Raw genomic sequence first — 26,532 nt, forward strand, 5'->3', positions numbered from 1 at the left:
GAGAATTCAGACATGAAGCTATTCAAAAAATTCACAGTTACAGCACTCACCGCGGTGATCGCGGTTACCGCATCCTTTGCAGGGGTAGCCGCAGCAGCGGACAGCCTCAAGGGTAAAATCACCGTTAACGGTTCTACGGCCCTGCTTCCGCTGACGCTGCAGGCCGCTAAGGAATTCCAGAAGCTTCATCCTAAAGTGAAGATCGCCGCTTCAGGCAAGGGCTCCGTGACCGGACCGCAGGCCGTGAAGAAGGGGATTGCCGATATCGGAGCCTGCGACTGGGATGCCAGCATGGATGTTCCGGGCTTCAAGGCCTTTGACGGACAGGTGGCGAATAAGGTCGCTGTGATTCCTTTTGCAACCATCGTTAATAAGAATGTCGGAGTCGACAACCTGACTACAAAGCAGCTCAAAGGCATCTACGCCGGTAAAATCACCAACTGGAAAGAGGTCGGCGGATCAGATGCAAACATCGTAGTGATCACCCGTGCCTTCGGCTCCGGGACCCGCGTTAACTATCAGGCCAAAGCGCTGGGCGGCGGAGATATCGTGAAGAAAGAAAAGAACTACAAGGAAACCGGCTCCAGCGGCGACATGAAAACAGCTGTAGGTACAACGCCTAACGCTATCGGATACATCGACCTTGTCTATGTAACGGGCGGCGATATCAAGGCTGTGAAGTTCAACGGTGTGGAAGCTAACACGGATAACGTAATCAACGGCTCGTACAAGATCTGGGCTTACGGCTACTACATGACAAAGGGCCAGCCGACCGGCGCGACCAAAGAATTCATCGAATATGTACAGAGCAAGAAGTTCCAGCAGGGCTCGCTTAAGAAGCTTAAGTTCATTCCAATCTCTGCGATGCAATCCTAAGATCCTTGAACCAAGCAAGCACAATAGATTGATAGGTAACAGCGGCCAGCTCCGGGATATACGGGGTTGGCCTCTTACAGGAGGGAAAGTATGGGGGCACCGGTTCATGGCCTGACAGTTAAGGCACAGACAAGCCTGGAGGAAGTTAAACGTAACACCAAGCGGCACCGCAGACATCTGCTCGGCAACAGCATCTCCCGTTATTATTTCTTATTCAGCATCCTTGCGCTCTGTCTTGTGCTGGGACTAGTTATTGTATTCATCGGCAAAACGGCGCTGCTGCTCTTCACCCGCATCTCCCCGCAGGACTTCTTCTTATCGTTCAACTGGACGCCGGAAGAGGATGCCTTCGGCGCCGCCGCCTTCATCGTAAATACATTGTCGCTCACTGCGTTGACCCTGGTCATCGCCGTGCCCATCTCGGTTGGGATGGCTGTGCTCTGTGCGGAGATTGCCCCGAAATGGCTGAAGAGCTTCATCCGTCCGGTGCTTGATCTGCTGGTCGGTATTCCTTCTATTGTATACGGCTACTTGGGCTTGACCGTACTGCTGCCCTTCCTGCGCAGAGTCAGCGGAGAAGGCCTCGGAGACGGGCTGCTCGCCGCCGCACTCGTGCTGGCATTGATGGTACTGCCCACCATCTGCCGGATCAGTGATGATGCCATTGTTGCTGTTCCGCGCAAATACCGCGACGCTGCCTATGCACTCGGCTCAACCCGCCTTCAGGTCATTATGCGCGTCGTTCTGCCCGCTGCCAGCCGGGGTATTATCTCTGCTGTGATTCTTGGCATGACCCGCGCAGTCGGGGAGACCATGGCGGTGGTAATGGTCATCGGCAATACGCCGCAGCTGGCGAAGAGCCTGTTCGCACCCACCTCGGTGCTGACCAGTAATATCGTGATGCAGATTTCCAACGTGGAGTTCGACTCCACCTGGAACTACTCCCTGCATATGATGGCCTTCCTGCTGCTGCTGATCTCGTTTGTACTGATTCTGATTATCCGGCTCCTGGGCCGCAAACGGAGGGATGCCTGATGAACGGATTCACGCGCACACGCCATACGGCCAGAGCCCAGCGGCGGAATAAACTGGCGACCATCGGCTTCTATACGCTGGGCGTTCTGGTCATGCTGCTGATCTTCTGGCTGCTGTTCACCATCCTGAGCAAAGGCCTGCCTTCGCTCAGACTGGATTTCCTGCTCAAGCAGCCGGAGGAGATCGATCCCGGCGGCGGGATTGGCCCCGTTCTGTTCAACTCCTTCTATATCCTGTTCATCTCCCTCCTGATCTCGGTTCCCATCGGGATCGGGGCAGGGATCTATATGGCGGAGTATGCGCCGGATAATGCCTTCACAGGGGCGCTGCGCATCTGTGTGGAATCCCTGTCTTCGGTACCGTCCATCGTGTTCGGACTCCTGGGTCTGGCTATCTTCGCCGAGTACTTGGGCGTCGGCCTGACGATCCTCGGCGGGGGTGTCAGTCTGGCACTGCTGAATCTGCCGATGCTGGCCCGCGTCACAGAGGAGGCGGTGCGTGCGGTGCCCGGCGAGATCCGTGAAGCCGGCTATGCCCTCGGCATGACGAAGTTCCATGTCATCCGCAAGGTTGTCGTGCCGGTAGCCCTTCCGGCTATCGTCACCGGCGTCTGCCTGGTGGCCGGACGCGCCTTCGGGGAGTCGGCGGTCATCATCCTGACCGCCGGACTCAGCACCTCCGGCGAGATGTGGGACTTCAACCTCTTCTCACCGGGCGAGACACTGGCTGTGCATCTGTGGTACGTGCAGTCTGAGGCCATTGTCGAGGATGCGCGGCAAATCGCGGATAAGTCTGCCGCCGTGCTGGTCTTTGTCGTGCTGCTGATCAACTTTATGTTCCGCTTCCCGCTGTGGCTGGGCAACCGCCGCCGGGGACGCTGAGAGGGATGCAAACGGGAGAATAGAACTATATCCTGGAAGAACAGGCTGCTCTGCTATGGAAGTTTCATGGCGGGCAGCCTGTTTGCTATGTAATAGAGGAAGCTTCGGAGTGCTCAGGGAAGCGCTGAACCTCACCTCTGACGCTCCTGTTCCCATATGCTATAATTCGACTATAATTTGGGTGCAGGCTGGACTAGCCTGGGTCCATTATAAGGACAAGGAGGAAGAACGCTGTGAGCACGAAGAAGACTAATCGCCTTAAGCCGAACCGGAAGCAGAAGACCGCGTATCCTTTGAACACACCGCTGCCAAGGCTAGAGCTGCTAGCCATTCTGCAGGCAGCTGATGAGATTATCGGTGCAGGAGGGCGTACGCTTTTGGCCAAGATCCTGAAGGGCTCGAAGGAGAAGAAGCTGCTCGAACTCGGCCTGGATCACACGCCCGCCTATGGCTTTTACCGCGAACTGACGATGGAGCAGACTATGGAGAAGGTGGACGTCCTCATAGAAGCCGGGTACCTGAAGACCGGGTTGTACGGGAAGCTTCCCATGATCGAGTTCACCGTCTACGGCTGGACCGTCCGGCGGGAGCGGGCGGCGGAGGAGCTGCTGCGGGAGTGGGAGAAGTGGCTGGACCAAGGGATCACGCCGGTCAGTATGGAGTATTTGAAGGATAGGAACCGGGGCATGATTCTGATGTTCCTGTTCAAAATCCTGTGTTCCGGTGACCGGAAATACATTCCTTTCCTGGAGCAGTGGCAAACGATAGAGTTTCAGAAGGTACAGACTCAAATCCGCCAGCTAATTGCAGACCTTAGAATGCGCTACAAGATGGATGAAACAGCGTGGCAGCAACTGCTGGAGGAAAGAGCGCAATTGCTTATTATACGCCCGCGTGATCATGTTTTGCTGGCATGTCAGGAATGCGGGGAGCCGTTTGTGTTCGATCACCTTGATTTTAGCTGCTACCGGGCAGATGGCATTTACTTCACGGAGAAGTGCGGGCGTTGCAGGAATACGGAGGACGGCATGCATGAATAGGGAGGAATTGAACAAGAAAGTGGGCGAAATTGTTAAGAAGCTCATTGCAGGAAAGGGCGTTGTCGCTCCGTTGGAAGTCTTCCTCAGACTTGGAGCAGTCAGTCCTGAACAGGTAGAAGAGTGGCGTCTGGGCAAAGTTCCTTATCTGGAACGGGTCCTTCGCGGCAACCTGTCGCAGTTCAACTTCATTCTCTCACTGATCCGTCAGAAGGCACGGGAGCATGAACTGAAGCCATCTCACACCGTTTATATGAATTGGGGCAAGGGCCCCAAGCGTCCGCTTCGTTTCTCCAAGACCGGAGATCCAACGATGGAACAGCGTTATTCGACACATTATGTAATTAGCCAAGAAAATAATAAGTAAGGGGGATTAATATGTTCACTACTGAACAAGTGAAGGGGTTTATTCTTCATCCAGAGACGATAGTAACTAATGCCGCTATGAAGTATTTTGACGAAAGTTTTTTGTATGAGAATGATCCGACGCTGATGCCGCTGGTGCTGCAACAAATGAAGCAATCCGGGGATATCGAAGGGCTTAATCTGTTCCATGCGTATAAGTTCCCGCAGACCGAAGAGACCATAAGTGCACTGCTGGATTGGTACCAGTCTTCTTCAACCGGCAATAATACGAAATTTCAAGTGTTGAATATATTGATGAATAGTGATCTTCAGCTATTGGAGCCGTTCATGGAGTCTGTCAAGGCCATTCCTGAATGGAAAAATAAAGTGGTGCAGAAAACTCGGCTCGCAAAGATGACGAATCAGGAGCTGCTGGGTGAATTTCAATTGTTTATTGAACAGAGTTACGGGAAATACTGGGATGAATTTGATCATGCTTACGGAGACGAACTCGTAGAGATGCTGGCTCTGAGACAATGTCTCGACGAAGATACTGTGCTGCAGAAGCTGCACGATAACGTTCCTGATGGTCCAAGCTATGAACAACAGTATCTGGTCCAACTCGCAGGGTTAATGAAGCTGGAGGCGGCTATTCCTCTGCTATGCAGTTTTTTGGGTTCAGACGATGATTTCCTTCCAGCCAGTGCTGCTGAGGCACTTGCGCGAATAGGCACAGCAGAGGTAATTAAGACGTTAACTGAGCATTATATTTCTGCTGAACAGGAGTTCTTCCGGCTGTTTGCCACCGATGTATACGGTGCAATCAAGCTGCCGGAATCAGAGGAGGCGCTGCTTGCCCTATTACCGGAAGAGCACGATATTACGAATGCGACCAAGCTGGCTGATGATCTCTGCAAGCTGGGATCAGCACAAGGACTTCCGCTCGTTGAGGCGATGGTGGAGGAAGGCTATGATGACGGGTATTTAAATCTTATGGAATCACTTTATGCCTGCTGTGTGATTTCAGATATTGCTCACCCTTCACGGCCGCAGTGGAAGAAGGAGCTTGAAGCAGAAGCAGCGCGGTTGGCTAAGCATCAGGCACGTATTGAGCGGTCGTTCAACATCAAAGCCCCCATAGGGACGCGCAACAGGTTGAACGGAACGGGAAAAACGTTGTATACAAATCCGAACAAAGTAGGACGTAACGACCCCTGCCCCTGCGGAAGCGGGAAGAAGTTCAAGAAATGCTGTGGTGCTAACGCTTAATAGTGGGACTTGAGCCGGTTCATGTTGAACGATTCAACGAATAGACATGTAGCCCCCAGTAGAGTTAGGAGGACTGAGGATTCGCTATTCGTCGAAAAAACCAACTTTTCTGTCATAAACGGACTCAGAGGACGTTAAACTGTACATTCGAGCTGAAAAAGCGGAGAAACGGGTTACTTAACGGCCTCTGAGTCCGCATGACCCTGCGGACAGGCGTGATCCGCCGAAATAAGGGATCTCCAGTCCGCATAGTTCGTGCATGGTTCGCATCCTCCACTACTAAAGAGTGGTGATTTCTTTGGAAGTTCATTTCCCGCTCAAACAGCGGAGAGGACGGAACGATTGTGGAAAAGCGGCAGCGGTCGCCTTTGTCTCCGGATTTTTACCGATTAGGGGAATGAAAAAAATCTGGAAAACACAGCGATTGGAACAACGGTCCGTTCGCGCAGCGCCCACCCAAGCGTTCACGTTGATCCTACTAAAAATAAAAGGGGGTTCTCATCCCCCGGACGACAAAACAGCCCTCCCGAAGGAAGGCTGTTTCGTATACGTCCCGGAAGGGATTCGAACCCCCGACCGTGCGCTTAGAAGGCGCATGCTCTATCCAACTGAGCTACCGGGACATGATGACTGACTGAAAAGCAAGCAAAAATTATGTTATCATACATAGTTAACTTTTTCAACTTGTTTTTTTGAAACCGCGCAGGGATATGCTATAATCTACAATTGATTAAGGTTCAGAAGCGATTACAGTTCGGAGAAAAGGAGGTGCCCTCATGAATCAATTCAATTCCCCCGCCAAAGAGAACATCGTGCTGTTTCCCAAGACCCTGGATTACTATCAGATTCAGCTCACAGTTATGCTGGAGAGTGAACGTTACGGGGAAGCGATGGAGCTGCTGCGTTTTTTGCTGCAGTGCCAGGGACAGGAAGAGCGGCACTACGAGGAATGGCGGTCGCTGCTGGAATGGCTGGTGGCGGCCTTCCCCAACGCGGCGCAGGGCGGTGGCGGGAACGGTGCCCCGGATGCGGAGGAGATGGATTTGGGGGAAGAGGATATGGCCAGGATTCTGGCCATATCCAAGCTGGAGGAGGATGCGGAGTACCCGGATAAGCTGCTGAAGCGGGTCATGAATGAACCGCTGTCCGAAGCGACAGTGCTGGCGTTGGAGCAGCTCTCCTACCTGGAGGGAAGCGGGGTAGATGAAGCGCTGACCGGCTGGCTGCAGCAGGCTGAGGTGCACCCGCTGCTGCAATTCCGCACACTGCAGACGCTGAGGCGCAGAGGGGCGCAGGGGGCAATCCGGCTGAGCCGGGGCCATGAGGCCGCTGAGGTGGAGATCGAGACCGTGCCGCTGCACAGCGACGAGTTCCCGCCGCAGATCAGCCAGGTGCTGGAACGGGTGGCCGAGCAGGCAGAGGTGCATGAGCCGACGCTGTATTATTTTGCCCAGGAGCTGTGGGGGCAGTTTGTCATGTCCATGTACGGGACGGCAGATTACCGCAAGCTGCTGGACGGGGAGTATTCGCAGCTGGATATTTGGGCGGGAGCCCTGCACCAGATGGTGTCGGAGAGCCTGAACGGGAACCGCAAAGAAGAGGAAACACGGGGCATGTACGGCATCACCGATAGCATGCGCTTCCAATTTGAGGGGGCCTACCGTTCGCTCAGGGGATTTGTAAAGAGTTCTCTACTTGATAAATAAAGTAATGTTGTATATAATATAGTGGTTATTCTGTGCGTGAAATGTTGGACTATTTAAGTAAACATGTAACCTATTTTTGGAGGGAAAAGTATATTATGAAAGCAACTTGGGAAAAAATAGAGAAGAACCTCGGAGTTCTTGAAGTCGAAGTTGAAGCGGAACGCGTAGCTGCAGCACTCGACAAAGCCTTTAATAAAGTGGTAAAGAAAGCAAACGTTCCTGGATTCCGTAAAGGTAAAGTACCGCGGCCGATTTTTGAATCCCGTTTCGGTGTTGAAAGCCTGTATCAGGATGCTATCGACATTCTTCTTCCTGAAGCTTACGGCGAAGCCGTTGAACAGACTGACATCTTCCCTGTAGACCGTCCTGAAGTGGACATCGAGCAATTCGCTAAGGGCCAGCCGTTCATCTTCAAAGCGAAGATCACAGTTAAGCCAGAAGTGAAGCTGGGCGAGTACAAAGGTCTGGAAGTACCAGTACAGAAGGCAGAAGTCACTGACGAAGAGCTGAATGCTGAACTGAAGCGTCTGCAAGAGCGTCACGCTGAGCTTGTTGTTATCGAAGAAGGAGCAGCAGCGAACGGCGACATCACTGTAATTGATTTTGACGGTTCGGTTGACGGCGTTCCATTCGAAGGCGGACAGGCTGAGCGTCATTCCCTGGAGCTGGGCAGCAATTCCTTCATTCCAGGATTCGAAGAGCAGGTAGTGGGCATGTCCACTGGAGACTTCAAGGATGTTGAAGTAACCTTCCCTGAGACTTACCACGCTGCTGAACTGGCAGGCAAGGCTGCTGTATTCAAAGTGAAGCTGCACGAAATCAAGCGCAAACAGCTTCCTGAGCTGGATGATGAATTCGCCAAGGACGTTAGTGAATTCGATACACTGGAAGAATACAAAGCAGACCTGAAGGCACAGCTCGAATCCCGCAAGCAGGAAGAGCTGAAGAGCGTTCGTGAATCCGCAGTAGTTGACGCAGCAGCAGCAAATGCTGAAGTGGAAATTCCTGAGGCTATGATCGCCAGCGAAGTGGAGAACATGGTTCGTGACTTCGATACCCGTCTCCGCCAGCAGGGCATGAACATGGACATGTTCCTCAGCTTCTCCGGCCAGACCCGTGAAGACCTGCAGGGACAAATGAAGGGCGATGCTGAGAAGCGCGTTCGTAACAACCTTGTTCTGGAAGTTATTGCTAAGGAAGAGAAGATCGAAGTGTCGGAAGAAGAAGTTACGCAAGAGCTGGCTACTATGGCTGAAGCTTACAAGCGTACTCCTGAAGAAATCCGCAGCATCCTGGCAGCCAATGGTTCCCTGAGCAGCCTGAACGATGAGATCTCTCTGCGCAAGACCATCGATTTCCTCGTTAGCAACAGCGTGGAAGTTGATGCTCCGGCAGCACCTGCAGAAGAAGCGGCAGCAGAAGAAGCGAAGGCTGAGTAAGCTTCAATCCTTAACCTAAGAACGGCTATCCATTAGCCTCCATAGAGATTTGATAAGGCACGTAAGTTTTTGTTACGTGCCTTATTTTTATCGGGGGCCGGGCGTTTGGTAGTACATATCATGAATCCGTCAATTGGCATTGTCCGTGGAATTGCGTTATAATGGCATGCACATGAGCAATGCGGCTTGGAAGGAACAGTGAATAAATGACATCCCGCTTTGAACGTGTTAAAATATTTCTGAAACGGAAAGACTAATCTGTATAGAGAAAAGAGGTTGGTGGCATGAGTCTGGTACCAATGGTTGTGGAAACGACAAGCCGGGGAGAACGCTCATACGATATCTATTCCAGATTGCTCAAGGATCGCATCATCTTCCTGAGCAGTGCGATTGACGATGATGTCGCCAATCTGGTTATTGCGCAGTTGCTGTTCCTGGCCGCAGATGACCCCGAAAAAGACATTCACTTGTACCTCAACTCGCCCGGTGGTTCTGTGACAGCCGGCATGGGTATATATGATACGATGCAATATATCAAACCGGATGTTTCAACGATTTGCGTAGGGATGGCAGCCAGTATGGGATCATTGCTCCTGACAGCCGGAGCGCCCGGCAAAAGATATGCGCTGACCAACAGCGAGGTCATGATTCATCAGCCGCTCGGCGGCGTTCAGGGGCAGGCGTCCGACATCTGGATTCATACCGACTGGATTCTTAAGACGAGACAGAAGCTGAATCAGATTTATGTAGAGCGCACAGGTCAGCCCCTTGACAAAATCGAACGGGATACAGACCGCGATAACTTCATGAGCGCGGAAGAAGCGAAGGAATACGGGCTCATTGACCAGGTACTCTCTTCACCGATCATATCTTAAAGGGGTGGTAAGATGTTTAAATTTAATGATGAAAAAGGACAGTTGAAATGTTCCTTTTGCGGCAAATCACAAGAGCAGGTTCGTAAGCTCGTAGCGGGACCTGGTGTTTATATATGTGACGAATGCATCGAGCTGTGCACGGAGATTGTGGAAGAGGAGCTGGGCCACGAAGAAGAGCTGGATATGAAGGATATTCCGAAACCGAAGGAAATCCGCGATATTCTGGATCAATACGTTATCGGCCAGGAGCAAGCGAAGAAATCGCTCTCCGTTGCTGTCTATAATCACTACAAGCGCGTGAACAGCCAGAGCAAGATTGAAGATGTGGAGCTGACGAAGAGCAACATTCTGCTGCTCGGACCTACAGGCTCCGGTAAGACCCTGCTGGCGCAGACGATGGCGAAGATCATCAACGTGCCTTTTGCCATTGCAGATGCCACTTCCCTTACGGAAGCCGGTTATGTGGGTGAAGATGTTGAGAACATTCTCCTGAAGCTGATTCAAGCGGCTGATTATGATGTGGAGAAAGCCGAACGCGGCATTATCTATATAGACGAAATTGATAAGGTAGCGCGTAAATCCGAGAACCCTTCCATTACCCGTGACGTATCCGGTGAAGGCGTTCAGCAGGCGCTGCTGAAGATTCTGGAAGGTACGGTCGCTTCGGTTCCACCGCAAGGCGGACGCAAGCATCCTCATCAGGAATTCATCCAGATCGATACGACGAACATCCTGTTCATCGTGGGCGGTGCCTTCGACGGCCTGGAGCAAATGATTAAGCGCCGTATCGGCAAAAAAGTCATCGGCTTCAACGCTGCGGTTGAAGGACAGAAGGATCTTAAGGCCGGTGAATACCTGTCCATGGTATTGCCTGAGGATCTCCTGAAGTTCGGCCTTATCCCCGAGTTCGTTGGCCGTCTGCCGGTCATCTCGACCTTGGAGCCGCTTGATGAGAGCACACTGGTACGTATCCTCTCCGAGCCTAAGAATGCGCTCGTGAAGCAGTATGTGAAGCTGCTGGAGATGGATAATGTAGCGCTGAAGTTCGAACCGCTTGCTCTTGAAGCGATTGCGAAGGAAGCGATTAAGCGCAACACCGGTGCCCGTGGACTGCGTGCAATTATTGAGAGCATTATGCTTGATGTAATGTACGAAGTGCCTTCACGCGATGACATTAAGGATTGTGTCATTACCGAGCAGGTTGTTCAAGAGAAGTCTCTGCCGGAGCTTAGTCTCAAGAAGGATAAGAAAAAAGAAGAAAGCGCGTAAGTCAGGCTTCATTACCCGGCCTGACCCGGCTTAACAATACAGCTCAGGGTCTCCACTTTCTCCCGCACACCCCGCATGACCTGCGGGGGGCGGAGAGGGTGGAGCTTTGATCGTTATGGGGGAGAAAATCATGTTCCTGAGACACCAGACCCGTCCCGTCAATGTTGGCGGAGTGATTATCGGGGGTAACAACGAGGTTGCAATCCAAAGCATGTGTACGACCAAGACCGCCGATGTAGAGGCAACCGTGGCCGAGATTCTGCGGCTGGAGGAAGCTGGCTGTCAGCTCGTGCGTGTAACGGTCAACAATGAGGAAGCGGCAGCGGCGATTAAGGAAATCAAGAAGCAGATTCATATCCCGCTCGTAGCGGATATTCATTTCAATTACAAGCTGGCTCTGCTGGCGATTGAGAACGGCATCGACAAGGTGCGGATCAATCCCGGCAATATCGGACGCCGTGATAAGGTGGAAGCTGTCGTTAAGGCCTGTAAGGACAAGGGGATACCGATCCGGATCGGCGTGAATGCCGGTTCGCTGGAGAATCACCTGCTGGAGAAATACGGTTATCCTACACCGGAGGCTATGGTTGAGAGTGCCTTGTACCATATCGGCATTCTCGAAGAGCTGGACTTCCACGATATCATCGTGTCACTGAAGGCATCCGATGTGCCGATGGCCATCGAGGCTTACCGTCAAGCTGCAGAAGTGATTCCTTATCCGCTGCATCTGGGTATCACTGAATCCGGCACACTGTTCGCCGGAACAGTGAAGAGCTCGGCCGGGATCGGTGCGCTGCTCTCCATGGGCATCGGCAGTACGGTGCGGATCTCTCTGAGTGCTGATCCGGTGGAGGAAGTGAAGGTAGCGCGTGAGCTGCTGAAGACCTTCGGTCTGATCTCGAATGCCGCTACCCTGATCTCCTGCCCGACCTGCGGACGTCTGGATATTGACCTCTTCTCGATTGCAAACGAAGTGGAGGAGTACATCTCCAAGCTGAAGGTGCCGATCAAGGTATCCGTCCTCGGCTGTGCGGTGAATGGTCCGGGGGAAGCCAGAGAAGCGGACATCGGCATCGCCGGTGCGCGCGGAGAAGGGCTGTTGTTCCGTTACGGCAAGATGATCCGCAAGGTGCCTGAGGCAGAGCTCGTCTCCGAGCTGAAGAAGGAGATTGACATTATTGTCGAGCATTTCGAGGCGACCGGCGAGATTCCCGGCCGCAGCCACGCTGGATTGGCTCCGGCAACACCAGTCGGCAACACAGAGAACTAATTCTATATATAACAGCGCCCTGCCCGTTTGCGGATGATCTGCAAGCGGTCAGGGCTTTTTTCTATGCCTGGTTCAGTAAGTTAGCAGGTACAACCGGGTCTTAAGACTTGGCTGCGGTGGCAGTCCGCTTATGACGGATTAACGCAATCAGACACACCAGCAGAGGAAGGAATACGAGGTGGATGGCAGCGAATTTCCACCAGACCGTCTGCACCATATGTATAAGATAGATGAGGTTGATATAAATATTGGAAGCGAAGACGAATAACAGAACCGCCAAAGGAAAGATCAGGTAGGTGGTCCGCTTCAGGCTGAACACGGTCTGGAAATTCTGCAGGATCAGCAGGAAGAGTAAGGAGATTTTAATGAAGAAGGTCATAATCCAGATCGTAATTAACATTCCTTCGACTCGTTGCAGGATGTTACCGATATTAATAGCCTTTGCCAGAATGAACACCGGGTAGTTGCTGTTCGAGGTCTGCTCAATCCCAAGGACGAGCACGCTAAGCAGTGTCAGCACGAAGAGAGTCAGCCCGCCAACAACTGTTCCGCCGAGGAAGGCCCGCGCCTGCTTACCAGGCTGCTTCACCAGAGGGAGGAGGCCCATTAATACAATAGGCTCTTGGAACATGGCGGCCTGGATGCCCGCAGACATAACCGGCCCCAGGCCATCCTCCAGAATGGGACGGATATGTGTCCAATTGGTTTGAGGAACCAGTGCCAGAATGAGCAGCGTCAACAGAAGAACCAGCCAGGGGAAGAGCAGCTCACTTAATCGGGCCAGAATAACGATGCCTTTGTACGCGCTGATAACGATCACAATCAGAAATATTATTTTGATCGCCTCGATCGGGGTTTCAGGCATAACCTCTGTGGTGACGAAGGTACCCAGATCACCCAGTAATGCACTGGTAAGGATGAGGAAATAGAATAAGTAGATGAGTGACAGTGCCTTGCCCAGCCATCGGCCCAGTACAGACTCTAGAATCTCGAACAATGTCTGCCCCGGATAGAGCCGGGAGAGAACAAGACATAAGACAACCATTATAAGGTTGATGATCAGGCTGAAGAGGGAGGCGATCCAGGCGTCCTCTCTGGCGGTTTGTGCCATTGCACCGGGCAAGTCAAGAATGGAGCTCCCGGTCGTCAGCCCGAAGGTCAGGATAAATAATTGTAAGGAGGAGAGCTTCTTAGACTTGCTCACAGGTCTGTCTCCTTTCAAGGAGGTTAGTGGTCAGAAGGATAACATCTTGATGATGCTGTACACCCAGTTCATAGGCCTGATTAGAGTGGAGCCTGCCATATCGGCAATTGTGAACGAAGCTGTAAGCAGCCAGAACACGCAGAAGACGGACGTATCCTGTGGAGAACGCAGCCGGAGCAATGAAGGGAGTTGCGTAAAGGCAGTGAATAGCAGGATCAGAAGCAGCAGCCAGTCCCAGTTCATTTCAGTTCCATCTCCAGTCTCTGCGGTTGAATAATAGAGCCGATCCGCCGGATATGCGTCTGGCAGTCAACGGTAATCTTCACCTGCTTGAAATGATCATCCCAATCCTCACGGTAAGCTTTCCAGACCTTGGGATATTTACGGTGCAGCGCTTCGCCGAAGCCAAAGATATCGGAGGAATAGTGCTTTTGCACATTTTGAATATTATCGTGCATACTCGACTTGAACTTGTTTTCAATTTCGGTCTGAATCATCTCTACGTTGGACGGCTTGGTGAGATCAAGCGTGCTCTGAATCGTAGTGAGATCGGCCTCAACGTTGACCGTGATGGTGAATTCCGGCTGCCCGGCCGGATTCAGCTGCGGCCGGATACTGCTCTCGGAGCGGGTGACGATGAAGCCGACCTTGCCTCCATCCGGGCAGGTGACATCGCCGTTAGAGGAGCTGACTTCATTAAGCGCATAGTTGACCGTCTTGCTCGTGCTCTCACCCAGCCAGCCGACCAGACGGTCTTTTTTGAAAATAGCAATTCCCGCCTGGACAATTTGAGTCTTGGGGACAATGGATTCAATATTCTTGATGGTTCCTCCCTCTGATACATCGCCGTTCAGCCTTACGCCTGACATAATCGGGTTGGAGCCGCCGCGCTCCAGTTCAAGAATGAACTGCTGCAAGGTGACTTTGCCGGTAGCTGCCCAATTTTTATGGGACACCAGAATGGAGGAGTAGAGCGAATTGGCTGGTATCTGTTCGAACGGCGTATTAATCTCCAGAATATCGGAGGCCTGGGAATGCTTCGCTACCACCAGGAAGAAATCACTGCGGAGCTGATGGTTCCGGGTGATGAAATCAAGGATGTCACTGACTCCTTGCCGTGCCAGCTTTTCTCCAAGAACAAGAACACGGATGTGAGATAAGTAGAGAGTACGCGGCGCTGTACTGAGCATATGCTGGAGGGCATCGGGAACCGTCTGGCCTGCGGCTTTGTAGGTAAGAACAGGCAGACTTTTGCCTGCTGCTCCTTTGGTGCTGCGTGCTTCTCCCGAATTCAGCACCTGTGCAGAAACGGCATAACCCTCAGGTGCGTCATCAATTCCCATCGCCATGACCACGGCCAGCTCGTTCAGCTCCTTGCGGCTCCAGCATCCGGGCAACACCGCCAGACTGAAGACCAGGAGCAGGCAGACTACTTGTTGAATACGCATAGAAGGTTGCTCCTCTCTGTCAGTTATGTCCGGTATACTTCTTCATGTTGCGCCTTGACAGCCTTATGAGGCTGTCCTTCTGGCTAAGCCACTGCCAGGGGGCGAAGGAAGTCATGTAAGGAACACCTACGGATTCCAGGCTGCATAAGTGGAGACCCAGAATAATTAAGGCGACAACAATCCCGTATAGGCCGAAGGAAGCGCCAATCCCCATCATCACGAAGCGCAGAATCCGTACCGAGATCCCGATGTTGAAGGCGGGAAGGGCGAAATTGGATATGGCTGTAATGGAGACGACGATGACCATAGCAGCCGAGACTAGCCCTGCATCCACCGCAGCCTGGCCAATGACCAGCGTACCTACGATAGATACGGACTGGCCCATTGATTTGGGCAGGCGGATACCGGCCTCACGCAGAATCTCGAAGGTGATCTCCATCAGGAAGGCTTCGAGAAACGCCGGGAACGGAATGCCTTCACGCTGCCCGATCAGGCTGACCAGCAGGGTCGTCGGAATCATCTCCTGGTGAAAGGTGGTGATTGCAATATAAAAGGCCGGGGTCAGCAGTGCTACAGCGAAGCAGAAATAACGGAGGATGCGGACCAGACTGGCAAAATCGCTCCGCTGATAGTAATCCTCACTGGATTGGAAGAACTGTACGAACAAGGCGGGAACGATGAGCACAAACGGCGTACCCTCAACCAGGATAGTGATCCGTCCTTCAAGCAGTGCTGATGCGGCGGAATCCGGGCGTTCCGTGTTATAGACCGTCGGAAAAGGGCTGTATTGCGGGTCCTGAATCATCTCCTCGATATAATTACTCTCCAGTACGCTGTCGAGCTTGGCTTCATCCAGCCGTCTGCGCAGCTCATTCAGCACCCCGGGATCTACATTGCCTTCTATATACATTACAGCTACATTCGTCTGCGTCTGTTCCCCGAGGGTTCTCTCCTCAATGCGCAGCTTGGGGTTCTGGATTCTCCGCCGGATCAGGGCGGTATTCTCCCGCAGGGATTCCGTGAAGCCTTCACGCGGCCCCCTTACAACGGATTGTGAGCCGGCATCCTCCACTGCCCGCTGCTTCAGCGCTTCCGTTCCGGCAGACAGTGCCTTCGGAGCTCCGTCAATGATGAGGATCGAGTTACCGGCGAGCAGCTCGCGCTCTACCTCTGTGTAATTGCTGACCTCCCCGACCTTGCCGAGGGAGAGCGTCCGTTCCTGCAGCAGCTTCAGGCAGCTCTCCGGCTGAGGCTGGCTGAATTGTTGATATAGACTGGAGTCCTCATGAATGGCCTGAATCATCTCCTGCGGATCTGCGAGTCCTTCAATGAAGATAATTACTGCGGACGAAGGGCCGAGCGTGATGAAACGATAGATGATATCTGTGCTTTTGCCCAGGCGGATTTGCATCCCTTCTATTATGGCGGACAGGGCTTGCGGCAGCTTCTCCTGCGGCCCTTGGGTATTCTCCAGATGTGTGATGGTCATTCACCTCCAATCATCCGGTATAGTCTTTCCGATTGTGGAAATCCTATGCAATCTATGAGCGCGGAAGGAGAATGGGATTCGGTTTTTTTGCTGCGGGAGTTTACGAATGTTTGAAACGGCTATACTACCTAGTAGTAGCTGAATACAGAACTGGCAGACGGAAGGATACAGGAGGGTGACCTATGGAACTAAGTATATTGCTGATGGTCGTGCAGCTTTTTTTCGCGCTGGTCATCGGCGTTTATTTTTGGAATCTGCTGCGGGGACAGAAGACGAACAAGACGGCGGTGGACCGGGAATCGCGCAAGGAGCTGGATAAGCTGCGGAAGATGCGGATGATCTCACTGACCAAGCCGCTTTCAGAAAAGACACGCCCCGCCTCCATCGACGATATCGTCGGACAGAAGGACGGGCTGCGCGCCTTGAAGGCCGCGTTATGCAGTGCCAATCCGCAGCATGTCATTATCTACGGGCCGCCGGGTGTGGGCAAGACGGCAGCGGCGCGGGTGGTTATGGAGGAAGCAAAGAAGAATGCGTTGTCTCCGTTCAAGCGTGACGCCAAATTTACCGAGATCGATGCCACTACGGCCCGCTTCGACGAGCGCGGAATTGCCGATCCGCTGATCGGCTCCGTGCATGATCCGATCTATCAGGGAGCGGGGGCCATGGGCGTGGCCGGAGTCCCGCAGCCGAAGCCCGGAGCGGTAACCAAGGCGCATGGGGGGATTCTGTTCCTCGATGAGATTGGCGAGCTGCATCCCATTCAGATGAACAAACTGCTGAAGGTGCTGGAGGACCGCAAGGTGCTGCTGGAGAGCGCCTATTACAACTCCGAGGACAGCAATACACCTGCGTATATTCATGATATCTTCCAAAATGGCCTGCCTGCCGATTTCCGGCTGGTCGGAGCCACGACACGGTCGCCGGACGAGATCTCACCCGCGCTCCGTTCGCGCTGCATGGAGATCTATTTCCGCCCGCTGCTGCCGGAGGAGATTGCCGTGATTGGACGGGATGCCGTCCAGAAGATCGGGCTGAAGCCAAGCCCGGAAGCGGTCGAGGTCGTGCAGCAGTACGCTACGAACGGCCGCGAGGCGGTGAATATGATCCAGCTGGCTGCGGGTCTTGCGCTGACCGAAGGCCGGGACACGCTGAGCGCTGCGGAAGTGGAATGGGTTGCCAGCAGCAGCCAGCTGCCGCTGCGGACGGAACGCAAGATCCCTTCCGCTCCGCAGGTCGGACTGGTCAACGGCCTTGCCGTCTACGGACCCGGCATGGGCACGCTGCTGGAGATCGAGGTCTCCGCTGCGCCCGCCCTTAACGGGCCGGGCAGGCTGAATATCACCGGGGTAGTCGATGAAGAGGAGACGCGCGGAGGTTCGCGGACTGTGCGCCGCAAGAGTATGGCCCGGGGCTCGATTGAGAATGTGCTGACCGTCCTGCGCTCCATGAAGCTGGAGCCGGACAAGTATGACCTGCACATTAACTTCCCCGGCGGGACGCCGATTGACGGCCCGTCCGCCGGGGTGGCCATGGCGGTGGCCATCGTCTCCGCCATCCGGCAGCTGCCGGTGGACAACACGGTGGCGATCACCGGGGAGGTCGGCATCCATGGCCGGGTGAAGCCGGTCGGCGGCGTGGTCGCCAAGGTGGAGGCGGCCTTCCAGGCGGGAGCAACGACCGTGCTGATTCCGAAGGAGAACTGGCAGTCGCTGTTCGCCGATCTCGGCGCGCTGCGGGTGATCCCGGTGGACACGGTGGAGGAAGTCTTCCGCCACCTGTTCGGCACCGATACGGCAGACATCAGAATGCCCGCCGTATCCGGCGAGACCTTCTCTTCAGCGCCTTCATTGCTGAAGGCGGACGCTTCGGGCGAGAGTATGCCCGGGTAAGACAGGCACAGTATGAAGGAATCCCCTGGCGGGCAGCTGCCGGGGGATTTTTTATATGGATGAGGAGGAGTGGTTACGGCGGCATAGGACACGAATGTTCAGCGAATACTACATACCGATGGGTGAGCGTGCCAATAACGCCAATTGCGGACACGGGTTGTTGGTGTTTTCATGCGGCTTTTGTTAGAATGAATGCATATGACACAACTTATGAACCATGGGAGGTGCGAAAGCGATGATACAAAATAAATCCAAAGGTCGTCGTTTTCCTTTATTACCGCTTAGAGGTCTTCTTGTCTATCCCAGTATGGTTCTGCATCTGGATGTAGGCCGTGAGAAGTCCGTCCGGGCACTAGAGAAAGCTATGGTTGAAGATAATTTGATTCTGCTCTGCTCCCAGTCGGAAGTTAATATTGAGGAGCCAGGGCAAGAGGATATATTCCGCGTGGGTACGGTGGCGAATGTGCGGCAGATGCTGAAGCTTCCCAACGGTACGATCCGTGTGCTGGTGGAAGGCGTAGAGCGGGCCGAGATTATTCATTATACAGACAACGAGGAATACTATGAGGTGATGGCGCGTGAGCTGCCGGAGCAGGAGGATGTGGACCAGGAGAGCGATGCCCTGATGCGCAGCGTGCTGAGCCAGTTCGAACACTACATCACTTTGTCCAAAAAAGTAACGCCGGAGACACTCGCTGCAGTCTCCGATATCGAGGAGCCCGGGCGGCTGGCGGATGTCATCACCAGTCATCTGGCGCTGAAGATCAAGGACAAACAGGAGATTCTGGAGACCATTGACGTCAGCAAGCGTCTGGAGAAGCTGCTTGATATCCTCAATAATGAGCGCGAAGTGCTGGAGCTCGAACGTAAGATCAGCCAGCGTGTGAAGAAGCAGATGGAGAAGACCCAGAAGGAGTATTACCTGCGCGAGCAGATGAAGGCGATCCAGAAGGAGCTTGGCGAGAAGGAAGGCCGGGCCGGTGAAGCCGATGAGCTGCGCACCCAGATGGAAGAGAAGAATCTGCCGGAGCGGGTGCAGGAGAAGATCCTGAAGGAGATCGACCGTCTGGAGAAAATGCCGGCAAGCTCGGCCGAAGGCAGCGTTATCCGCAACTATGTGGATTGGCTGCTCGGTCTGCCCTGGAGCGACGCCACGGAAGATGATCTGGATATCCGCAAGGCGGAAGAGGTGCTGGACGCTGACCACTACGGTCTGGAGAAGCCGAAGGAACGGGTGCTGGAATACCTGGCCGTGCAGAAGCTGGTCAAGGGGCTGAAGGGGCCGATTCTGTGTCTGGTAGGTCCTCCGGGCGTCGGCAAAACCTCGCTCGCCCGCTCCATCGCCCGCTCCCTGAACCGCAAGTTCGTCCGTATCTCGCTGGGCGGCGTGCGGGATGAAGCCGAGATCCGGGGTCACCGCCGTACGTATGTCGGCGCAATGCCGGGCCGGATCATCCAGGGGATGAAGACGGCAGGCAGCATCAACCCGGTCTTCCTGCTGGATGAGATCGACAAGATGGCGGCGGACTTCCGCGGTGATCCGTCGGCGGCCCTGCTGGAGGTGCTGGACCCGGAACAGAACAATACATTCAGTGATCACTTCGTAGAGCTGCCGTTCGACCTGTCGAACGTCATGTTCGTCACTACGGCGAATGCCGTGCACAACATTCCGCGTCCGCTGCTGGACCGGATGGAGATGCTGTTCATTCCCGGCTATACGGAGCTGGAGAAGCTGCAGATTGCCAGCCGTTATCTGCTGCCGAAGCAGCGCAAGAGCCACGGCCTTGCGGAAGAGCAGCTGTCCATCGGTGACGATACGCTGCTGAAGATTGTCCGCGAGTACACCCGCGAATCCGGGGTGCGGAATCTGGAGCAGCAGATTGCTGCCCTTTGCCGCAAGGCGGCGAAGCAGATTGTCTCGGAAGAGAAGGAGCGCGTCAGCATTCTTCCGGAAGAGATCAAGGATTACCTGGGAGCCTCCAAGTTCCGCTATGGAATGGCAGAGCTGGAGGATCAGATCGGTACCGTTACCGGGCTGGCCTGGACAGAGGTTGGCGGCGATACGCTGCTGATTGAAGTAACGGTGGTCCAGGGCACCGGGAAGCTGACGCTGACCGGACAGCTCGGCGATGTAATGAAGGAGTCGGCGCAGGCCGCCTTCAGCTATACCCGCTCCAAGGCGGAGGAGCTGGGGCTTGCTCCTGATTTTCACGAGAAGAACGATATTCACATCCATATTCCCGAAGGTGCGATTCCCAAGGACGGCCCGTCCGCAGGGATTACCATCGCCACGGCGCTGATCTCCGCGCTTACCAAGCGTTATGTCTCCAAGCATGTTGCCATGACCGGTGAGATCACGCTGCGCGGACGCGTATTGCCTATCGGAGGCCTGAAGGAGAAGTCCCTGGCAGCCCACCGTGCAGGCTACAAGAAGATTCTTATCCCGAAGGACAATGAGCGCGACCTCAAGGATATTCCTGAGAGTGTCCGTAATGATGTCGAGTTCGTGCCGGTATCCCATATGGATCAGGTACTGAAGCACGCGCTCGTAGATCATGAACAAGGCATCAACACCGGCTCAGACTCAGATACAGATACAGAAATAAGCATTGAAGCGCCCAGTAGTGTGCATTAGAAAGGAAGTCTTATGAAAGTTAACAACGCCGAATTTATAATCAGTGCCGTAGGCCCTGACCAATACCCTGTGGATGCCTTGCCGGAGATTGCTCTGGCAGGGCGCTCCAATGTAGGGAAGTCCTCTCTGATCAACCGGATGATTAACCGCAAGAATCTGGCCCGTACCAGTTCTACACCGGGCAAGACGCAGCATATGAACTATTATCGTGTGAATGAGAGCATGTATTTCGTTGACTTTCCGGGCTATGGCTACGCCAAGGTCTCGAAGACACAGCGCGCCTCCTGGGGCAAGATGGTCGAGAAGTACATGGCGGAACGCGAGACGCTGAAGATGGTCCTGCTTATCGTAGATCTGCGCCACCCGCCGACGGCCAATGACAAAATGATGTTCGACTGGCTGAAGCACTATGATCTGCCGCTCTGCGTAGTGGCTACCAAAGCGGACAAAATTCCGAAGACCCGCTGGCCGAAGCATATTAAGATCATGAAGCAGGAGCTCGGCGTGCTGCCCGGAGACAGCTTCATTGCGTATTCATCAGAGATTGGACTTGGCAAAGACGAATTATGGGAACTTATAGATAGACAGACTCTACCCACCGAAGAAGAGCCTCCGGCAGAACCGGATGATCCGAATTCCGGGGATGAACCGCAGCACGAAGCGCCTTCCGAGACTTAAGGGTTTGTCATTAAGAATTGAGGGATGTTTATGGCTCAGCGTCTGGCGATGGAATATGTGAATGCAACGATGCAACTGACCGAATTTCAGCTGAACCAGTTCCTGCTGACCGCCGACACCAGCTATATCAGTCACCGTGTCAAGGTACTTGGCGCGGGCGAACAGGAGATTGTGCTGGAGGAGGCCGGAGGCGAGGAGGTCCATCTGTCTTTTGAACGCAAAGGCGGCATCTATATGGGTTCCTTGTCCTGCAGGGTGGTGAATCCTCATCTGATTAATGCAGTCCGCAAATTATTCTTCATGTATAAGGGCACGGGGACCGTAAACCGCATTTATAAGGATCTAACGATGATGTATTACTATGAGGGCGGCTCGGTGCGCCGGATCTCGGAAGTGAGGCCGGAAGGCACCAAGCTGATCTATCAGCATAAATATTCAGTAGCAGAGATGCTGGCTGTCTACAAGCGTCAGACGGTAGAAGGTGAGATTGAGCAGCTCCGTCAAGAAGTTAATAGACTGCTTGATCTGCGCAACCGTAGTCAGCAACAGGCAGTAATAAACGAAGTAGATGAGAGACTTGCAGAGGCGGCCTGCCGGCTGTTCAAACTGGAAGCGTAAGTGATATTGTTTCAAAAGATGGCAATCATTTCCTAGTGAAATGGTTGTATTTTTTTGCGAAAACTATACATATCCTCTACGAAAGGACCGATAAACAACATATGATAGATATCCATAGCCACATTCTACCCTTCATGGATGACGGAGCCGCTGATTACGATGCCGCTCTCGCCATGGCGCTTGACGCCCATAACGATGGTATTACAACTGTAGTAGCTACCCCCCACCATGCGAACGGAGTCTATATGAATCCGGCTCCGGAGATTGAAGCGGCGGTGCGGGTGCTGAATGCGAAGCTGCAGGAGGCAGGCAATCCGCTGATCGTGCTGCCGGGGCAGGAGATCCGGATCTACGGAGAGCTGCTCGATGATCTGGAGCGGGGACAACTGCTGACGCTTGCCGGTTCCCGGTATATTTTGCTGGAGATGCCCTCTTCCCGATTGCCCCGCACGATGGAAGAGACCTGCCATGAACTGGTCATCCAGGGAATGGTGCCGGTTATCGCCCACCCGGAGCGTAATGCGGAGGTTGCTGCCGATCCGTCCAAGCTGCTGCGCTTAATAGAGCTTGGCGCTCTGGGACAGGTTACTGCACAGAGCATGGCCGGCGTCTTCGGGAGTAAGCTGCAGAAGCTGTCGCTCGAATTATGCCGGCAGCACGCCGTGCATATTATTGCATCAGATGCGCATGATTCGGTGCACCGTCCCTTTGGATTAAGCGAGGCTTACGGGGTGGTGCGGCGAGAATTGGGAGAAGAATCATTCGACTTTTTTCTACAAAATTCGCACGATATCCTTACAAATAAGGAGATTAATCGAGTTAATCCTATTCAATCTGCCAGCAAACTTCATAGATTGTTCGGATTTTTTTCTCGTAAGGGGTGACCTACTTAACTTTTGGTGGTAGAATGGGTATTACTGGATTTATGTTCTATTTATATAAAAATACATACACAGAGGTGGATGACAAGTGACTTTGAAGAAAAAATTGGCAGTATCTACACTAGCAGTAAGCATGGCAGCGGCATCCGTTGCCGGATTCCCGTTCAGCAGCAAGGGGCTGGCTGAGCATTTTGGAGTGAGTACAGCTTCCGCAGCAGCAGTATCGCAGGCAGATGTGAAGGCGAAGGTTGAGAAGATTTATGCTCAGCTTACAGAAAACGATAAAAAAGCACTTCTAGCATACGAGAAGGAAGCAGGCAATATCAGCGCTGCAGTTTTCGAACAGATCTTCCAACCAGTGCTTTCCAAGCTTGCCTTGGATACTGATGATCTTGCAACTGCTCATAAAGCCTTCACTAGTGTATCCAGTGTAGTCTACGATGTGTATGACAAGGATTACACTGCAATTAAGGAAATCCGCTACAATATGGACAACGTTGCCTTGCTGAAGAAGATTGCAGCTAAGGCTGGCGTAAAGAATCTTACAGCTGAAGACTTCACTGAATTCCTGTTCGGCGACAAAGGCGTTGAAGCTGAACTTCGTGCAATGATCAGCAATAAGTCCAAAACTGACTTAATGAACCTGATTCTTAATGCTTCCAGCACTGATGATGCTCTGAATACATTGCTGGATGAAGCTATTACCAAGGTTCTGAATCACAACACAATTGAGGGTGGCCTTACCGTAAGCCAGGTAGTCTACAACCTTAACATTACTCCAGGAGATATTAAGCTCAGTCTCAAGAACCTGAAGGATAGAGTTCCAACAGCTGCGCCAGCAGTAAGGGCTCTTGCTTTAGCTTATGTGAAAGCTTACATTAACGAGCCTGTAACACCTAATCCTGGAACCCCTGGTGGCAACACTAGTGGCGGCAACGGCACAGTAACTACTCCAGTTACGAACCCTACAGCTACACCAGGTCTGTACGATGTATCCAAGCTGGTAACGGTTGTAGGCGACAAAGCAACCCTGAAGCTTGTAGATGCTGACGTACTGAAATCCTTTGATGCACTGGTTGCAGCCAATGCCGGTAAGACAGGTCTTACCCTTACCCTGGACCTGGGTACAGTGAACGCGGCAACAGTAGAGGCTCCATTGTCCAAAGCAATCATCGAAGCAGCCAAGGCGAAAGGCATTGCCAACATTGCCATTACCTTCAACGGCTTGACCGTAACGATTCCGGTAGGACAGTTCAGTGAATCTATTGCACTGACCACTTCCACTGTAGCAGATACAACCGTAACTTCCTTGTCCAGCATGAAGCTGGCATCCAGCGTATATGACTTCGAACTGACTGTGGGCGGTGTGGTTACAACCACTTTCAAGGAGCCAATCATCATCAAGCTGCCGCTTAAGAATACAGAAGGCCTTGACCGTGAACTGCTGTCCGTTGCGAAGGTAGTCTACGAAGAACTGCAATACCAGGGTGGTGTTGTAGACGGCGAACATATCATTGAACCGCGTCCTGTCTTCTCTTCCTATGCTGTACTGGAGAACAAAGTCAGCTTCAAGGATATTGCCAGTGTACAAGCCTGGGCTGGAAGACAGATTTCAGTCGTAGCAGCCAAGGGCGCTATTGAAGGCGTAGGCAACGGCAACTTTGCTCCGAAGAACAATGTAACCCGTGCAGAATTCGCCAAGATGCTGATCCGCGCACTGAACCTGGAGAATAACTCCGCGAAGCAGAGCTTCGGCGATGTAAGCTCCACTGCCTGGTATGCTCCTTACGTAGCTGTTGCTGCTGAGAAGGGAATCATTACTGGACGCAGTGCAGCCCAGTTCGATCCTAGTGCAACGATTACCCGTGCGGAAATGGCAACCATGATTGCCCGTGCCGTGAAGTCGCAGAAGCCGGAAGCTGCAACGAATGCCAGCGCCCTGAGCAAGTTCTCCGATGCAGGCAAGATCGCTGCTTCCCTGAAAGACGGAGTAGCCTTCGCAGCCAGCAATAACCTGGTTATCGGCAACGCCGGTAAGTTCAATCCTAACAACACAGCTACACGTGCTGAAGCTGCAGTGATTATCTACCGCACGATCAACTTCAAGTAAGTAAATAGTATTGTGGAGAGCCTCCTCTCGTCGTTTAGAGAGGAGGCACTTTTTTGAAGAATATAAGAATTTACAGCTTGGAGGGAAATGCACTTGTCAGCACAAGAATTGGATTTGCGCGATTATTTCCAGATTGTCAGGAAGAGACTGTGGATGATTATCAGCATTGTTATCGTGGCTTGTGTTCTTGCCGGGATCTACAGCTTATATATCAAGAATCCGGTCTATGAAGCTTCAACGAAGATCATTGTTAATCAGACGCCTACCCAAGCTACGGCGGCGCAGCTGGATCTGAATCAGATTAATACCAACATTCAGCTGATCAATACGTACAAGGAAATTATCAAGACTCCGGCGATCCTCGATGTTGTGGCCAAGAACTATCCTGAGTTCGGGATTACGGCAGAGGAAATGCTGAAGAAGGTTAACGTGAGTTCCGTAAATAATACGCAGGTGATGACACTTGTCGTTCGAGATAATTCATACAAGAGAGCTGCAGAGATCGTGAATGCCATATCCCTTGTATTTAAGCAGGAGATTCCGTCCTTGTTCAACGTACAGAATGTGTCTATCCTCAACGAAGCTAAGCTTAATCCGCCAGTCGCACCCGGACCGGTAGAGCCAAATGTGGTCATGAACCTCGCGATTGCTTTTATCGTATCCCTGATGATCGGTCTTGGAATTGCCTTCCTGCTGGAGTATCTCGATGATACGCTGAAGACAGAAGACGACATTAAGAAATACCTTGGACTTCCGACTATAGCTATGATTACCCGGCTGGGCCAGGAAGAAACCAAGACCACCGGGCAGCAGGCTCAGACACAGAGCAGAAAGGCGGGGGAACTAGAGCATGTCACAGCAGCCAAATAAACAACGCCATCTGATCACCGTGACCAACCCGCGTTCGCCGGTATCCGAAGCCTTTCGGGCACTGCGCACGAACATTGATTTCTCCTCTGTAGATGAACAGATCCAGATCATTATGGTCACTTCTTCCGGACCGGAGGAAGGGAAGTCAACCGTTACCGCTAACCTGGCCGCTGCTTACGCGCAAGCGGATAAGAAGGTGCTGCTGATTGACGGTGACCTGCGTAAGCCTACAGCGCATAAGACCTTTTCCCTGAGTAACCGGTATGGGTTGTCCTCCTTGCTCTCGCAGCAGGCGAATCTGTCCGATGTGATTCAGGAATCCGGTGTGAACAACCTGTATCTGATGACATCCGGCCCGATTCCTCCGAATCCTGCGGAGATGATGGCCTCCAACCGGATGAGTGCAGTGCTGCAGGAGCTGCGCCAGTTATATGATGTCATTCTGATTGATACACCGCCGCTATTGGCCGTTACAGATGCACAGATTGTTGCCTCCAAGAGTGACGGCGTAATCATGGTGGTCAGCTACGGTAAGGTGAAGCGCGATATTGCAGCTAAGGCGAAGGCCAATCTGGACCGGGTCGGGGCCAAGATGCTGGGCGTGGTTCTTAACAACGTGAAGCGCAAGGCCAGCGAAGGCTACTACTATTACTACTATGGCAATTAAATTGTTTAATAGATAAATTGTTATTTTTGGAGGCACTG

General features: G+C 52.9%; 23 protein-coding genes and 1 tRNA gene. 19 read left to right on the plus strand and 5 right to left on the minus strand.

Going from position 1 to position 26,532, the window contains the following annotated elements:
• Window positions 1-12: 12 nt before the first annotated feature.
• From MKX42_RS07880 to MKX42_RS07905, 6 genes are all read left to right on the plus strand, one after another.
• Window positions 13-876: a phosphate ABC transporter substrate-binding protein gene (locus MKX42_RS07880; RefSeq protein ID WP_340752018.1), complete on the plus strand. Its 864-nt coding sequence runs from the start codon at window positions 13-15 to the stop codon at window positions 874-876.
• A 90-nt stretch (window positions 877-966) separates the two neighbouring features.
• The gene (gene pstC / locus MKX42_RS07885; RefSeq protein WP_340752019.1) at window positions 967-1,911 is read left to right on the plus strand and encodes a phosphate ABC transporter permease subunit PstC; all 945 of its coding nucleotides are present in this window, start codon (window positions 967-969) and stop codon (window positions 1,909-1,911) included.
• A complete protein-coding gene (gene pstA / locus MKX42_RS07890; protein WP_340752020.1) occupies window positions 1,911-2,792 on the plus strand; it encodes a phosphate ABC transporter permease PstA in 882 nt (293 codons plus the stop codon). Before pstC ends, pstA begins: the two co-directional genes overlap by 1 nt.
• Window positions 2,793-3,025: 233 nt before the next feature.
• On the plus strand, window positions 3,026-3,832 hold the full coding sequence (locus MKX42_RS07895) for an RQC-minor-1 family DNA-binding protein (RefSeq protein ID WP_340752021.1): 807 nt from the start codon (window positions 3,026-3,028) through the stop codon (window positions 3,830-3,832).
• The gene (locus MKX42_RS07900; protein WP_340752022.1) at window positions 3,825-4,196 is read left to right on the plus strand and encodes a hypothetical protein; all 372 of its coding nucleotides are present in this window, start codon (window positions 3,825-3,827) and stop codon (window positions 4,194-4,196) included. The genes MKX42_RS07895 and MKX42_RS07900 overlap by 8 nt, the downstream gene beginning before the upstream one ends.
• A gap of 11 nt (window positions 4,197-4,207) precedes the next feature.
• On the plus strand, window positions 4,208-5,443 hold the full coding sequence (locus tag MKX42_RS07905; protein WP_340752023.1) for an SEC-C metal-binding domain-containing protein: 1,236 nt from the start codon (window positions 4,208-4,210) through the stop codon (window positions 5,441-5,443).
• A 549-nt stretch (window positions 5,444-5,992) separates the two neighbouring features.
• Here the strand turns inward: MKX42_RS07905 and MKX42_RS07910 are convergent.
• Window positions 5,993-6,066, minus strand: a tRNA-Arg gene (locus tag MKX42_RS07910).
• 153 nt (window positions 6,067-6,219) lie between these two features.
• Here MKX42_RS07910 and MKX42_RS07915 point away from each other — a divergent pair.
• From MKX42_RS07915 to ispG, 5 genes are all read left to right on the plus strand, one after another.
• Window positions 6,220-7,149 carry a hypothetical protein gene (locus MKX42_RS07915; RefSeq protein ID WP_340752024.1) on the plus strand — a complete coding sequence of 310 codons (930 nt, stop codon included), beginning with the start codon at window positions 6,220-6,222 and terminating at the stop codon, window positions 7,147-7,149.
• A gap of 95 nt (window positions 7,150-7,244) precedes the next feature.
• On the plus strand, window positions 7,245-8,588 hold the full coding sequence (gene tig / locus MKX42_RS07920) for a trigger factor (RefSeq protein WP_340752025.1): 1,344 nt from the start codon (window positions 7,245-7,247) through the stop codon (window positions 8,586-8,588).
• A gap of 284 nt (window positions 8,589-8,872) precedes the next feature.
• Window positions 8,873-9,463 carry an ATP-dependent Clp endopeptidase proteolytic subunit ClpP gene (gene clpP, locus MKX42_RS07925; protein WP_340752026.1) on the plus strand — a complete coding sequence of 197 codons (591 nt, stop codon included), beginning with the start codon at window positions 8,873-8,875 and terminating at the stop codon, window positions 9,461-9,463.
• 12 nt (window positions 9,464-9,475) lie between these two features.
• Window positions 9,476-10,732, plus strand: coding sequence for an ATP-dependent protease ATP-binding subunit ClpX (gene clpX, locus MKX42_RS07930; protein WP_036726028.1), 1,257 nt, complete (start codon window positions 9,476-9,478; stop codon window positions 10,730-10,732).
• A 130-nt stretch (window positions 10,733-10,862) separates the two neighbouring features.
• Window positions 10,863-12,002 (plus strand): flavodoxin-dependent (E)-4-hydroxy-3-methylbut-2-enyl-diphosphate synthase, encoded by a 1,140-nt coding sequence (gene ispG / locus MKX42_RS07935; protein ID WP_340752027.1) that lies wholly within the window; start codon window positions 10,863-10,865, stop codon window positions 12,000-12,002.
• A 100-nt stretch (window positions 12,003-12,102) separates the two neighbouring features.
• Here ispG and MKX42_RS07940 read toward each other — a convergent pair whose 3' ends face one another.
• The 4 genes from MKX42_RS07940 to MKX42_RS07955 are packed head-to-tail and all read right to left on the minus strand — an operon-like array spanning window position 12,103 to window position 16,143.
• The gene (locus MKX42_RS07940) at window positions 12,103-13,206 is read right to left on the minus strand and encodes a GerAB/ArcD/ProY family transporter (protein WP_340752028.1); all 1,104 of its coding nucleotides are present in this window, start codon (window positions 13,204-13,206) and stop codon (window positions 12,103-12,105) included.
• A 30-nt stretch (window positions 13,207-13,236) separates the two neighbouring features.
• Complete coding sequence (locus MKX42_RS07945; RefSeq protein WP_340752029.1) at window positions 13,237-13,449, minus strand: hypothetical protein; 213 nt, start codon at window positions 13,447-13,449, stop codon at window positions 13,237-13,239.
• Window positions 13,446-14,654 (minus strand): Ger(x)C family spore germination protein, encoded by a 1,209-nt coding sequence (locus MKX42_RS07950; protein ID WP_340752030.1) that lies wholly within the window; start codon window positions 14,652-14,654, stop codon window positions 13,446-13,448. The genes MKX42_RS07945 and MKX42_RS07950 overlap by 4 nt, the downstream gene beginning before the upstream one ends.
• Before the next feature lie 19 nt (window positions 14,655-14,673).
• Window positions 14,674-16,143 carry a spore germination protein gene (locus tag MKX42_RS07955; protein WP_340752031.1) on the minus strand — a complete coding sequence of 490 codons (1,470 nt, stop codon included), beginning with the start codon at window positions 16,141-16,143 and terminating at the stop codon, window positions 14,674-14,676.
• A 182-nt stretch (window positions 16,144-16,325) separates the two neighbouring features.
• Between MKX42_RS07955 and lonB the strand changes: the two genes are divergently transcribed.
• The 8 genes from lonB (at window position 16,326) to MKX42_RS07995 (ending at window position 26,494) form a co-directional block, all read left to right on the plus strand.
• A complete protein-coding gene (lonB, locus tag MKX42_RS07960; RefSeq protein ID WP_340752032.1) occupies window positions 16,326-18,035 on the plus strand; it encodes an ATP-dependent protease LonB in 1,710 nt (569 codons plus the stop codon).
• 235 nt (window positions 18,036-18,270) lie between these two features.
• Window positions 18,271-20,670 (plus strand): endopeptidase La, encoded by a 2,400-nt coding sequence (gene lon / locus MKX42_RS07965; RefSeq protein WP_340752033.1) that lies wholly within the window; start codon window positions 18,271-18,273, stop codon window positions 20,668-20,670.
• 12 nt (window positions 20,671-20,682) lie between these two features.
• Window positions 20,683-21,348 (plus strand): ribosome biogenesis GTP-binding protein YihA/YsxC, encoded by a 666-nt coding sequence (yihA, locus tag MKX42_RS07970; protein ID WP_340752034.1) that lies wholly within the window; start codon window positions 20,683-20,685, stop codon window positions 21,346-21,348.
• A 30-nt stretch (window positions 21,349-21,378) separates the two neighbouring features.
• Window positions 21,379-21,966, plus strand: coding sequence for a non-ribosomal peptide synthetase module (locus MKX42_RS07975; protein ID WP_340752035.1), 588 nt, complete (start codon window positions 21,379-21,381; stop codon window positions 21,964-21,966).
• 101 nt (window positions 21,967-22,067) lie between these two features.
• Window positions 22,068-22,850 (plus strand): tyrosine-protein phosphatase, encoded by a 783-nt coding sequence (locus tag MKX42_RS07980; RefSeq protein ID WP_340752036.1) that lies wholly within the window; start codon window positions 22,068-22,070, stop codon window positions 22,848-22,850.
• A gap of 85 nt (window positions 22,851-22,935) precedes the next feature.
• A complete protein-coding gene (locus tag MKX42_RS07985; protein ID WP_340752037.1) occupies window positions 22,936-24,957 on the plus strand; it encodes an S-layer homology domain-containing protein in 2,022 nt (673 codons plus the stop codon).
• Between the two features lie 87 nt (window positions 24,958-25,044).
• Window positions 25,045-25,827: a YveK family protein gene (locus tag MKX42_RS07990; RefSeq protein ID WP_340752038.1), complete on the plus strand. Its 783-nt coding sequence runs from the start codon at window positions 25,045-25,047 to the stop codon at window positions 25,825-25,827.
• Window positions 25,808-26,494, plus strand: coding sequence for a CpsD/CapB family tyrosine-protein kinase (locus MKX42_RS07995; protein WP_036726012.1), 687 nt, complete (start codon window positions 25,808-25,810; stop codon window positions 26,492-26,494). Before MKX42_RS07990 ends, MKX42_RS07995 begins: the two co-directional genes overlap by 20 nt.
• The last annotated feature ends 38 nt before the right edge of the window (window positions 26,495-26,532 follow it).

The organism is Paenibacillus sp. FSL R7-0204, assembly GCF_038002225.1.
GTDB lineage: Bacteria > Bacillota > Bacilli > Paenibacillales > Paenibacillaceae > Paenibacillus_AQ.